The sequence below is a fragment of the Gilliamella sp. B2824 genome (assembly GCF_026536245.1).
Taxonomy (GTDB): domain Bacteria; phylum Pseudomonadota; class Gammaproteobacteria; order Enterobacterales; family Orbaceae; genus Gilliamella.
In genome coordinates this window covers 15,425-28,176 of record NZ_JAFNON010000017.1, presented here as the reverse complement: position 1 = coordinate 28,176, position 12,752 = coordinate 15,425, and the positions used below count along the sequence as shown (strand labels likewise).

At 38.9% G+C, this 12,752-nt stretch carries 8 protein-coding genes; 5 read left to right on the top strand and 3 right to left on the bottom strand.

Annotated elements, in window-relative coordinates:
• Nucleotides 1–47 precede the first annotated feature (47 nt).
• The 3 genes from J3U56_RS11640 to J3U56_RS11630 are packed head-to-tail and all read right to left on the bottom strand — an operon-like array spanning nt 48 to nt 3,974.
• Entirely contained in the window at nt 48–887 is an 840-nt protein-coding gene (locus J3U56_RS11640; protein ID WP_267367827.1) for a dimethyl sulfoxide reductase anchor subunit family protein, read from the bottom strand.
• Nucleotide 888: 1 nt separating this feature from the next.
• Complete coding sequence (locus J3U56_RS11635) at nt 889–1,503, bottom strand: DMSO/selenate family reductase complex B subunit (RefSeq protein WP_416379621.1); 615 nt, start codon at nt 1,501–1,503, stop codon at nt 889–891.
• A 20-nt stretch (nt 1,504–1,523) separates the two neighbouring features.
• Nucleotides 1,524–3,974, bottom strand: a complete 2,451-nt coding sequence (locus J3U56_RS11630) for a DMSO/selenate family reductase complex A subunit (protein ID WP_267367825.1) — start codon at nt 3,972–3,974, stop codon at nt 1,524–1,526.
• Between the two features lie 234 nt (nt 3,975–4,208).
• On the opposite strand from J3U56_RS11630, the gene parE reads away from it, so the two are divergent.
• From parE to J3U56_RS11605, 5 genes are all read left to right on the top strand, one after another.
• Nucleotides 4,209–6,098: a DNA topoisomerase IV subunit B gene (gene parE, locus J3U56_RS11625; RefSeq protein ID WP_267367823.1), complete on the top strand. Its 1,890-nt coding sequence runs from the start codon at nt 4,209–4,211 to the stop codon at nt 6,096–6,098.
• A 27-nt stretch (nt 6,099–6,125) separates the two neighbouring features.
• Nucleotides 6,126–8,354: a DNA topoisomerase IV subunit A gene (parC, locus tag J3U56_RS11620; RefSeq protein WP_267367821.1), complete on the top strand. Its 2,229-nt coding sequence runs from the start codon at nt 6,126–6,128 to the stop codon at nt 8,352–8,354.
• A gap of 1 nt (nt 8,355) precedes the next feature.
• Complete coding sequence (gene djlA / locus J3U56_RS11615) at nt 8,356–9,210, top strand: co-chaperone DjlA (RefSeq protein WP_267334530.1); 855 nt, start codon at nt 8,356–8,358, stop codon at nt 9,208–9,210.
• Between the two features lie 14 nt (nt 9,211–9,224).
• The gene (locus J3U56_RS11610) at nt 9,225–10,670 is read left to right on the top strand and encodes a TrkH family potassium uptake protein (protein WP_267334564.1); all 1,446 of its coding nucleotides are present in this window, start codon (nt 9,225–9,227) and stop codon (nt 10,668–10,670) included.
• Nucleotides 10,671–11,108: 438 nt separating this feature from the next.
• Complete coding sequence (locus tag J3U56_RS11605; protein WP_416379618.1) at nt 11,109–12,671, top strand: TerC family protein; 1,563 nt, start codon at nt 11,109–11,111, stop codon at nt 12,669–12,671.
• Nucleotides 12,672–12,752: the final 81 nt, after the last annotated feature.

Below are 12,752 nucleotides of genomic sequence, written 5' to 3'. Positions count from 1 at the left end.
CGTTAGACGATTTTTTCATCTTGATGAGTAAAATTGTTTGTTACTTATTATAATGGAATTATCCATAAATTATAAAATACAATGCGCCCACAAATTTCAGCAACAAAAACACAAGTAAAAGCGATAATCGACAAGACAATCGAATAATTTGCTCGCCAAATATTGATAATCACTAACAACAAAGCAACTAAGATTAAAGCACATTCACCAATCATCCAACCACTTTGCTGAGCGGTGAGTTCTGGCGTAATAGTTGCCATTAAATTAGCATAAGGTATTTTCAACAATAGGATTAACAATCCGCCAATAAAAAAAACAACGCTGCCCAACCGTTTTAAACCTAACATAGCGCTTGCAATCCCACCTAAAGCAAACATAGCAGTATACATTTGCAAGGCAGTGTAATACGTATCCCATGTTTTGACTGTTGGTAACATATAGGTTAAAACAATGGTCCAAACAAACACTAAGCTCAATAAAATCAAAACGGCTGATAGTAGACCATTGACATAAGGAATCTTATTTACCTTCCAGCAAATAACTCTAAAGAATCTGAACTTATCATTAGTTGGATAACACGAAAAATAATTTAATACTACTGAAGCAAAGGTGACACCAAATAATACGCCAAAGGTAAAAATTTCGTTACTCATCGGCGAGCGACCAATCCCAAAAATCACATTTAATGCGCGTAAAGGATGCCCTAAATGGAAAGAAGCAATGATCATACCTATCGCCATAAAAATCAGGCTGATAACATTAATTTTTTGAATAATAGATAATTTATCTTTTGTATGATTAACTAGATAATATAAGCTACTTAAAAACACCATGCCAGCGGATAGTTGCCCAAACACCGTAAAAAACACTAGCGGTAATTCATGCATATTACACCTCCTCTGGATTGAGTATTTTACCCAAAGTATCACCCGAAGCTTTAGCTTGGGCATGTGGTTTAATCACGATATTAGGTTTTGTTAACTGAGCATCAGGTAATGGAGCAATATTACGTTCTTCACCATAGCGCTCACGTAATTTATCGATTTGGTCAAAATCTAATGCACGTTGTGGACAAGACTCTACACATACTGGTTTTAGCCCCTCAGCCACGCGCTCATAACAACCATCACATTTTGACATCACCCGTTTTTGGTGATCATACTGAGGCGCCCCATATGGACAGCGCATTTCACAATAGCGGCACCCTATGCACACATCTTGATTAACCACAACTAAACCATCTTCCTTGCGTTTATGCATCGCACCAGTTGGGCAACCTTGCACGCAAGTTGGTTGCTCACAATGATTACATGAAATGGATAAATAATAGGTAAAAGTATCATTTTGCCAAATACCATCAACTTGCTGCCATGAACCACCGCCATATTCATATACGCGCCGATAATGAACACCGAGCGCATTATCTTTTTCATCTTTACAACTTAATTGGCAGGTTTTACAGCCAGTACACTTGGCCGAGTTAATATAAAATCCAAATTGCATTTTGCTCATCCCCCTATTACCTATGATGTCGATGACATCACCGACAATGGTTTAATCTCAACCAAATTGGTGTGCTGTGGATTAGATTTAGCCAGAACTGAAGGCCGCATAGAAGTTAAGCGATTCACACAACCACCAATATCAATGCCGGCTGCATTAGTTTTAGCCCATAATCCTTGCGGAATAGCAATCACGCCAGGTAATATTCTTGGTGTAACTTTAGCGGGAATATAAAGTCGTCCTCGATCATTGAAAACTTCTACAAGTTGACCGTGCTTAATTTGCCGTTGCTCTGCATCTAGTGGATTAATCCATATACTGCTTGCTACAGCTTCGCGTAATTGAGGTAAATTACTATAACTAGAGTGACAATGGCCTTTAATATGAAATCCTATCATTTGTAACGGATATTTTTGCCGCATTGCTATATCTTCACTCCCCTCAATAGCGGGTAGATAAGCTGGAATGGGGTAAAGCATATCCTGCTCATCAAACTCCCATTCACCAGCTATCTTAGCTAATGCTTCGGAATAGATTTCTATTTTACCGGACGGCGTATTTAATGGCTGATTAATCGGATCGTCTCGAAAATCTTTTAACGCGATTTGTGCATCACTATCAGCTAATTTACGGTCAATCACGCCCATCCCATCAGTGTCAGCAAAAGGGGGTAAATCAGGATTTTGCTTGCGCATTCTTTCATAGCTATAAGCTATCCACTCATCTTGAGTTCGCCCTTGCGTAAATTTCTCTTTAACACCCATTTTTTCAGCCAATTCAGTCAAAACCTCATATGCAGGGCGATTTTCCCATAATGGCTTAATAGCCCGCTGCATTCGAATAAAATAGTGATAAGCACCCGTTGCATAAGAATTATTGATAAGATCATTGCTTTCAACCGATGATACATCCGGTAGCAATAAATCAGCATATCGTGCCGATGCAGTCATATGGGTATCCCACACTAGAATAAATTCACATTTTGATTCATCTTGTAAAATTTGATGGGTTTGATTGAGATCAGCATGCTGATTGCCAATTACATTACTGGCATAACTCCATAAGAATTTGATACCTACATCGAGTTTATCTTTACCCAGTATGTAGGCATTTTTAGCTGTCATGCTATCTGGATCTGCAATAGCTTTCGTCCATAAAAAGAAAGGAATACTGGTTTTAATCGGATTTAAAAGGTTTAAACCTGGAACAGGATAAGTCACACTTCCTCCCCATGTTCCAATATTAGTACCACGTTTACCAAATTGACCCGTAATAATTGGTAATAACATAATTGCACGAGCTGTATGCTCGCCATTTTGCCAGCGTTGAGCCCCCCAACCTTGAGAGATCCAAGCTGCTTTAGCATTGATAATATCAAGCGCCAGTTGCCGAATTTTTGCAGCTGGAATACCGGTCTTTTTCGCTGCCCATTCAGGGGTTTTAGCGGTTCTATCATCCCCCAAACCTAAAATATACGATTTATAATCACTAAAAGGCGGTGCAGAATCAGGCAAAGTGTCAGCATTCCAACCCACACAATATCGATTAAGCATTGCCTCATCAATTTTATCTTCCTCTAATAGTGCATAAATAATTGCAGCGACTAACGCGGCATCAGTACCGGGAATAATCGGGATCCACTCCGCATTATAACCAACCACACTTTCACTACGCCTTGGATCGATAATAATTACTCGAGCGTTGCTTTGCGCTAATGCATTAAACAGCTCTGTAACTTGCCCACCGCCCGACATTCGCGTTTCGGCAACATTATGACCAAACATCACAACTACATCAGAATGCTTTATTTGATCCAATAATGAATCTTTAGCATTACCATAAATATAAGGTTGAATGGCGGTTATCTGCCCACTTGAGTAATCACCATGATAATTAAGAAAGCCGCCAATACTGCTTAAAAATCGCTTACAGACATTACGCCCAGAAAGATTGGCGCCCGTCGTGCCTGTGCCATATTGATAATAGATAGCCTCATTACCATATTGGTTGATGGTATATTTAAGCTTATCTGCAAGAAGATTAATGGCTTCGTCCCATGAAATGCGTTTAAATTTACCTTCACCTCGTTTACCAATACGGAGCATGGGATATTTTAAACGCTCAGGATCGTAGGTTCGCCAACGAACAGCCCGACCTCGCAAGCAAGGACGAATTTGATGCAATCCAAAGGCAGGTTCGTCAATACCGTCTTCCGACGAAATTTTAGTAATAATATCATTTTTTACATGGACTTTTAATGGACATCGGCTACCACAATTAACTAAACAAGCACTATAAAAAATCTTCTCATCATTAGTAGGATTTGGTGCTAGACTATTTTGAGTTGTCGGATTAGGTTCGGCATAGGCAAATGGTAATTGAAAACTATTTGCGAGCGCAGTAACGCTCCCGACAGCGAGCGATTTTTGCAAAAAATCACGCCGAGTAATCTTGTTTTCTGACTTGCTCATCTTATTCCCTTAATTTTTTTGTGGGATTTATCTATCATAATACTAAAAGTACAATAAAAAAACTGAGAAATAGAAAAATAACTAATTAACTTCAAATAAATTAATATAATAAGAATTATTATCAAATAACGCAGCTTTAAAAAACCTATTTTCAAGTAAGCATAAATTTAATTTCATACATCTTAATGAAAGATTGGTATAATACTCCCATTTATCCGGATAAATAGAAAAATTATGTCACAATCCACATATAATGCCGTTGATATAGAAGTCCTAAAAGGACTTGATCCTGTCCGTCACCGACCAGGGATGTACACGGATACTACTCGCCCAAACCATTTAGGGCAAGAGGTCATTGATAACAGTGTTGATGAAGCAATAGCGGGGCATGCCAAACAAGTTAAAGTCACACTTTATGAAGATAACTCATTAGAAGTGATTGATGATGGACGAGGAATGCCGGTTGATATTCACCCAGAAGAAGGCGTTCCGGCGATTGAACTATTACTGTGCCGCTTACATGCAGGGGGAAAATTCTCTAATAAAAATTACCAATTTTCTGGTGGTTTACATGGGGTAGGTATCTCGGTAGTTAATGCTTTATCAAAGCGTGTAGAAGTTACCGTTAACCGTGATGGGCAAGTGTATCAAATCGCGTTTGAAAATGGCAATAAAGTTGAAGATTTACATGTTATTGGTACATGTGGTCGTCGTAATACGGGAACCAAAGTTCATTTTTGGCCTGACGAAAAATATTTCGACTCACCAAGATTTTCAGTACCACGTTTAACGCACCTATTGAAGGCCAAAGCTGTACTTTGCCCCGGTCTTGAAATCATTTTTAAAGATAAGATCAACAATACCGAACAACGCTGGTGCTATCAAGACGGTTTAAAAGATTACCTAATGGAATCAGTTAGTGGTTACACGCTTTTACCAGAAGAACCCTTTACTGGTAGCCATAATGGTGAAACCGAAGCAGTTGAATGGGCACTACTTTGGATGCCTGAAGGCGGTGAACTGTTAACAGAAAGTTACGTTAACTTAATTCCAACGGTACAAGGCGGTACCCATGTAAATGGTTTACGCCAAGGTCTGCTCGATGCGATGCGTGAATTTTGTGAATTCCGCAATTTATTACCGCGAGGAATAAAACTCACAGCCGATGATATTTGGGAACGCTGCGCTTATGTACTGTCGGTCAAAATGCAAGAGCCCCAGTTTGCCGGTCAAACCAAAGAGCGGTTGTCATCACGACAAAGTGCGGCGTTTGTTTCAGCGATTGTTAAAGATGCCTTTAGCCTTTGGTTAAATCAGCATGTACAAGTCGCTGAATTACTGGCTGAAATGGTCATTTCAAGTGCGCAAAAACGCCTACGAGCATCAAAAAAAGTTATCCGTAAAAAGCTGACCAGTGGTCCAGCCCTTCCAGGCAAATTAGCGGACTGCTCGTCACAAGACTTAAGCCGAACCGAACTCTTTTTAGTGGAAGGGGATTCTGCGGGCGGTTCAGCAAAACAGGCTCGCGATCGTGAGTATCAAGCGATAATGCCGTTAAAAGGTAAAATATTAAATACTTGGGAAGTCTCATCAGATGAAGTGCTTGGCTCTCAAGAAATCCATGATATCTCGGTCGCTATTGGTATTGATCCTGACAGTGATGATTTAAGTCAATTACGATATGGTAAAATCTGTATTTTAGCTGACGCCGATTCCGATGGATTACATATAGCTACGCTGCTATGTGCGCTTTTTGTTCGCCATTTTAAAGCCATGGTCGAACATGGGCATGTCTTTGTTGCCATGCCGCCACTCTATCGTATCGATCTTGGTAAAGAGGTTCACTATGCCTTGGATGAAGAAGAAAAAGAAGGAATTTTAGATCAGTTAAAACGTAAAAAAGGCAAGCCGAATGTCCAACGTTTTAAAGGTTTAGGTGAAATGAATCCACTGCAACTACGTGAAACAACGATGGATCCCAATACTCGCCGTTTAGTTCAATTATCATTAGATAATTCCGAAGAAACCATGGCATTAATGGATATGCTACTTGCGAAAAAACGCTCAGAAGATCGCCGTGAATGGTTACAAGAAAAAGGTGACCAAGTCCAACTTGATGTCTAACATAAAGAATGATTTAGAGGAACAATAATGAGTGAGATAACTCATGACGGAGTAGAAGTTCAATCGCTACGTACCTTTACTGAAAGCGCTTATTTAAACTACTCGATGTATGTCATTATGGACCGTGCACTGCCGTTTATTGGTGACGGTTTAAAACCAGTGCAACGCCGTATTGTTTATGCCATGTCAGAATTAGGGCTTAATGCTCAAGCTAAATTTAAAAAGTCAGCACGTACCGTTGGTGACGTTTTAGGTAAATATCACCCACATGGTGATAGTGCCTGTTATGAAGCGATGGTATTAATGGCTCAGCCATTTTCCTACCGTTATCCTTTAGTTGACGGACAAGGTAACTGGGGGGCGCCAGATGATCCCAAATCCTTTGCCGCTATGCGTTATACCGAATCACGCTTATCGAAATATGCTGAACTGCTATTAGGCGAGTTAGGACAAGGCACGGTCGATTATACCCCTAACTTCGATGGTACATTACAAGAACCGAAAATGTTACCAGCTAGATTACCCAATATTTTATTAAATGGTACCACCGGTATTGCAGTAGGGATGGCAACTGACATACCACCGCATAATATCCGTGAAGTGGCTAATGCCGCTATTATGTTAGCCGATAATCCTAAAGCAACACTGAGTGAAGTGATGGCTCACATTCAAGGGCCGGATTTTCCAACTGAAGCCGAGATTATTACTTCGCCAGAAGATATTGCAAAGATTTATCAAACTGGACGCGGATCAATTCGCATGCGTGCCGTTTGGAAAAAAGAGGACGGTGATATTGTTATTACTGATCTACCACACCAAGTTTCAGGTGCAAAAATATTAGAACAAATCGCCGCACAAATGCGAGCAAAAAAACTGCCGTTAATTGAAGATTTACGTGATGAGTCAGATCATGAAAATCCAACGCGTCTAGTGATTGTACCGCGCTCCAATCGCGTTGATTTAGAACAAGTGATGAATCATCTATTTGCGACAACCGATCTGGAAAAAAGTTATCGTGTTAATATGAACATGATTGGGCTTGATAACCGCCCAGCAGTGAAAGGCTTAGTTGAAATTCTTACTGAATGGCTAGAGTATCGCCGTAATACCGTAACCAGACGTTTAAACTATCGTTTAGACAAGGTTTTAAAACGCCTTCATATCTTAGATGGTTTATTAATAGCTTTTTTAAATATTGATGAAGTTATTGAAATTATTCGACATGAAGACGATCCAAAAGAAGAATTGATTAAACGATTTGCCTTAAGTGAAACACAAGCAGAAGCGATTTTAGAGTTAAAACTGCGTCATTTAGCAAAATTAGAAGAGATGCGCATTAAAGGCGAACAAGCTGATCTAGCTAAAGAACGCGATCAACTACAAGCTCTACTTGACTCACCAAGAAAACTCAGTAATTTAATCAAAAAAGAGTTACAGCAAGATGCTGAAAAGTATGGCGACGATCGCCGTTCGCCAATTGTTGAACGTAGCGAAGCGAAAGCGATTACCGAACAAGAATTAACACCGTCCGAACCCGTTACTATTGTGCTGTCCGAAATGGGCTGGGTAAGAGCGGCAAAAGGTCATGATATCGATCCCGTTGGGCTAAGTTATAAAGCGGGAGACAGCTTCAAAGCGGCAGCCAAAGGTAAAAGTAATCAACCGGTTGTCTTTATTGATTCTACTGGTCGCAGCTACGCCATTGAACCCAATACATTACCATCTGCTCGAGGTCAAGGCGAACCGCTTACCGGAAAATTGGCTCTCCCTGCTGGGGCAATAGTTGAACATGTCCTTATGTCAGCTAATGAAAATCAAAAATTATTACTAGCATCAAGTGCAGGTTATGGTTTTATTTGTCAATTTAGTGATTTAGTTGCGCGCAATCGTAATGGTAAAGCTATCATTAATTTATCTAATCAGGCTCAGGTATTACCACCTATTGAAATTACTGATGAAGCAAGCTTACTGTTATCTATCACTAAAGCTGGGCGTATGTTAATTTTCCCGGTAAAAGATTTACCCGAATTAGCCAAAGGCAAAGGTAATAAAATTATTTCACTTGCCGGTAGTGATGATAGTTTAGCGTATATGATGTTAATCACACCAACTACATCAATAACCTTACATGTTGGTAAACGCAAACTAACGCTTTATCCTGCTGATTTACAAAAATTTACCGCAGAACGCGCGCGTAAAGGTAGTGCTTTACCTCGCGGGCTACAAAAAATAGATCGAATTGAGGTGAACGAATAATATGTCTTTTATTTGGGCGATTATTACAGGCTTTGTGTTAAGCATTGTCTTAAAAACAAGTTGGGGGTTTATACTGGGTCTTTTTATTGGTCCTATGCTTTATCAAGCATTTTGCAATAAATTAACCAATCAACGAACCCAAGCAAATCCAACGCTCTATTTAACCGTTGTTTTTGAAGTATTGGGACATTTAAGTAAAGCTAAAGGTGTGGTGACCCAAGATGATATCAATCTAGCTCGCCAATTTATGGATAGATTACAACTTGATAATAACAGCCGCCAGTTAGCTCAAGAGTCATTCAATCGCGGTAAAGCTAGTGATTACCCACTACGTTCACGTTTGGCTGAACTCTATGCACAATATCGTTACCGACGTAATGTGTTAAATATTTTTTGTGAACAACTCATTCAAGCCGCGCTGGTTGACGGTCAATTGGATGATAAAGAGTTAGACATTCTTTTTATTGTAGCAGATGAATTCAATATACCTCGTCAGCAAATGGCAGCGTATATCAAAATGATGATGGCGAGCTATCATTTTGGTCAAAATAGTTATAGTTATTCTCAAAATCAGTACAACCAACATAGTCAATATAATCAGAACAATAATTATGGTGGTTACCAAGGTCGCTCGACTCAATCAGATTTGCAAAATGCTTACAAAATTTTGGGCGTTGAGCCAACAGCTGAAATCTCAGAAATTAAACGCGCTTATCGTAAATTAATGAATGAGCATCATCCAGATAAACTAGTATCAAAAGGTTTACCGAAAGAGATGTTAGAAGCGGCTAAAAAACGTGCGCAAGAAATTCAAGCCGCTTATGATCTTATTAAAGCATCCCGAGGATTTAAGTAGAGACTATCATTATGATGCATTGGCGTTCAATTATCAGAATCGTTGGATTGTTAATAGCCTTATTATCGATATTTATGCTTTTACCAGCATTAGTCGCGTTGATTTATCGTGATGGTGCGGGAGCGATTTTTGTCCGTTCATTTTTCGCATCATTAGTTTTAGGTTGTGTTTTATGGCTTCCTAATCGAAATCATCGCCATGAACTTACTACGCGTGAAGGTTTTTTTATTGTTGTACTATTTTGGTTAGTATTAGGGACTATCGGCGCTTTTCCCTTTATTTTTGACAACCATATCAACCTTAACTTAACCACAGCTTTTTTTGAATCGTTTTCTAGCTTGACCACAACGGGTGCAACCACTATTGTGCATCTTGACCATCTACCTAAAGCACTACTTTTTTACCGTCAGTTGCTACAATGGCTTGGCGGGATGGGTATCATCGTATTAGCCGTAGCCATTTTACCATTATTAGGGGTTGGGGGCATGCAGCTTTATCGGGCCGAAATTCCTGGCCCACAAAAAGATAGTAAAATGCGACCACGTATTGCCGAAACAGCAAAAACACTGTGGTCAATTTACATTTTGCTCACCACCTTATGTGCTGTTTGCTTATGGCTTGCTGGCATGAATGTATTTGATGCCATTTCACACAGTTTCTCGACGATTTCGATGGGCGGATTTTCAACTCATGATAATAATCTAGCTTATTTTAATAGCCCGGCCATTAATTATATTGTGACCATTTTTCTAATTTTATCGGGTTGTAATTTTGCACTACATTTTGCGGCACTAAATGGGTTTTCTATCAGTGTTTATTGGCGAGATCAAGAGTTTAGAACCTTCCTTTTTATTCTTATAATTTTAATTATTATCTGTGCTTTTGTTATTTATGTCTATCAACCACAACGCCATCTAAGTATTGATAAAATTATATTACAAGTAGTCTCAATAGCCGCAACCGTTGGCTTTACGGTTGATGATATTAATACTTGGCCGTCTTCATTACCTATTTTCTTACTCTCTGCATCATTTATCGGTGGCTGCGCTGGTTCTACCGGTGGTGGATTAAAGGTAGTGCGTGTATTGTTACTTTTTATGCAAGGATCGCGTGAATTAAAGCGTTTAATTCACCCTAACGCAATTTATACCTTAAAACTCAATAACCGCGTCGTACCCGAACGTATCATCGAAGCGGTTTGGGGATTCTTTTCTGCCTATGCATTAGTCTTTTTAATCAGTCTATTTATAATTATGGGCACAGGCGTTGATGCAACTGATTCTTTTTACATTGTCTCCTCATCCCTAAATAACTTAGGTGTTGGGTTAGGTAGTGTTAGCGATAACTTTGCAACTGTTAGTGATTTAGTTAAATGGGTAATGGTTGTCGATATGTTATTTGGCCGATTAGAAATCTTCACCTTGTTAGTATTATTTACGCCAACGTTCTGGCGCAGCTAAGGATTGGTGATTTTTGTCAGGAATCATTTCTACTTATCCATCAAATTTGTTTTTTAAATTTCTTAATTTCTTAAAAGAGATTTTTTTGTTTGGTTTGGGTTTCGGACATTAGCCGTTTTGCTGATTTTTCTTTTTTAGTGAACACGTCCAAGTTAGGGGATTTTTTGCAAAATCCCCTAACACCTCCTCTTTACTCGGACCCCATTATCGTTATAAAAAAATCACTGAACCAAAAACCTCACCCTACCCCAAAATCACCCAATCTCGTTCAAAACTTCAAAGAAACACCTACATTAAAGTAAAAAACCGCCCCACTCTTAATCACAAAACTACTAAATTTTGACAAAAATTATAAATATTTTATTGATTATTTAGTCAATTACAGACAGAATTACTAGGCAGCATGTGCTGTATTTATTAGAGGTAATCACCTGACATATGGAATGGATCATGGATCCTACAATCTGGATTGGTTTATCTACTCTGGTTGTACTTGAAATCGTCCTTGGTATTGATAACATTGTTTTCATTGCCATTCTTGCCGAGAAACTTCCTCCCCAACAACGAGATAAAGCACGCGTCACGGGACTTGCTTTTGCATTAATTACACGCATTATTTTACTAATGTTTGCCGGCTGGTTAGTCACCCTTACAACGCCATTATTTTCAATCTCAGGAATAAGTTTTAATGCACGCCAATTAATTATGTTAATTGGAGGGATATTTTTACTATTTAAAGCCACCATGGAGCTCAATGAACGACTTGAAGGTGCTTCACAGGAAGATGGCAAACCGAAAAAAACATCTCATTTTTGGACCGTTGTTGCACAAATTGTCGTACTTGATGCGGTATTTTCGCTCGATTCGGTGATTACTGCTGTTGGGATGGTAGAACATATTCCAGTCATGATAATTGCAGTATGTATAGCAATTGGAATCATGATGGTCGCCAGTAAACCGCTTGCCAATTTTGTTAATTCACATCCAACAATCGTTATCCTCTGTTTAAGTTTTCTATTGATGATTGGGTTTAGTTTAGTTGCTGAAGGGTTTGGTTTTGCAATACCTAAAGGTTACTTATACGCCGCAATTGGCTTCTCGATTATGATTGAATTTTTCAATCAATTAGCGATCTTTAATCGCCGTAAAGCGTTAAACAAAAAACCATTACGTGAACGCACTGCCGAAGCCATATTACATTTACTTAAAGGCGATGCCGAAGAAGATCCAGACACGCATACCGTTGATGTTGTATCTGATGCCAATAAAAAAGTATCAGTATTTAATCATCAAGAACTGAGTATGGTTGAACGAGTACTCGGACTTGCACAGCGTTCGGTAAGCAGTATTATGACCTCGAGATTAAATGTTGATATGATCAACATTAATGAAAATCGTGAAGTTATTTTAAAAGAAATTTTCGATAATCCACATTCTCGATTAGTGGTGACTGATACAGCTTCAATTGATGAACCATTAGGTATTATTCAGGTTAATGATCTTTTAAAAGATGTGCTACAAAACAAAGAGCCGATTGATATTAATGCACTAATAAAACAACCGCTGATTTTTCCAGAAACAGTCTCGTTATTAGTTGCGTTAGAGCAATTTAAAAAAGCTAAAACCCATTTTGCCTTTGTAGTTGATGAATTTGGTTCAATGCAAGGTGTTGTGACTGTCACAGATATTATTGAAACCATCGCGGGGGACTTTCCAACCGAAGAAGAGGAAATCGACGCCAAACATGATATTCAATGCTTAGAGGATAATAGTTGGATAGCCAATGGTTATATTCCTGTTGAAGAATTGATACGATTTGTCCCAATCCCTATTGATGATAAAAGAGAATATCATACATTAGCGGGACTTTTGATGGAAAAAGCGCAGCATTTGCTTAATGTTGGCGATACCATCCAAATTGGCGATTATCAATTTGAAATTGCCGAGGTAGAAAGTCACCGTATTCTTAAAGTCAAAATTACACTGAACAAACCGGCATAACACAATTAGCATAAAATGAGTTAGCCCACCTAAGTGGGCTAAAACTAAGTTAACTCCTCATGAAAGTGCACTTGTTACCTA

Excerpts from the sequence above, each read along its gene's own strand:
- J3U56_RS11640 (WP_267367827.1), bottom strand. The coding sequence starts at position 887 with ATGCATGAATTACCGCTAGTGTTTTTTACGGTGTTTGGGCAACTATCC.
- J3U56_RS11635 (WP_416379621.1), bottom strand. The coding sequence starts at position 1,503 with ATGCAATTTGGATTTTATATTAACTCGGCCAAGTGTACTGGCTGTAAA.
- J3U56_RS11630 (WP_267367825.1), bottom strand. The coding sequence starts at position 3,974 with ATGAGCAAGTCAGAAAACAAGATTACTCGGCGTGATTTTTTGCAAAAA.
- parE (WP_267367823.1), top strand. The coding sequence starts at position 4,209 with ATGTCACAATCCACATATAATGCCGTTGATATAGAAGTCCTAAAAGGA.
- parC (WP_267367821.1), top strand. The coding sequence starts at position 6,126 with ATGAGTGAGATAACTCATGACGGAGTAGAAGTTCAATCGCTACGTACC.
- djlA (WP_267334530.1), top strand. The coding sequence starts at position 8,356 with ATGTCTTTTATTTGGGCGATTATTACAGGCTTTGTGTTAAGCATTGTC.
- J3U56_RS11610 (WP_267334564.1), top strand. The coding sequence starts at position 9,225 with ATGCATTGGCGTTCAATTATCAGAATCGTTGGATTGTTAATAGCCTTA.
- J3U56_RS11605 (WP_416379618.1), top strand. The coding sequence starts at position 11,109 with ATGGAATGGATCATGGATCCTACAATCTGGATTGGTTTATCTACTCTG.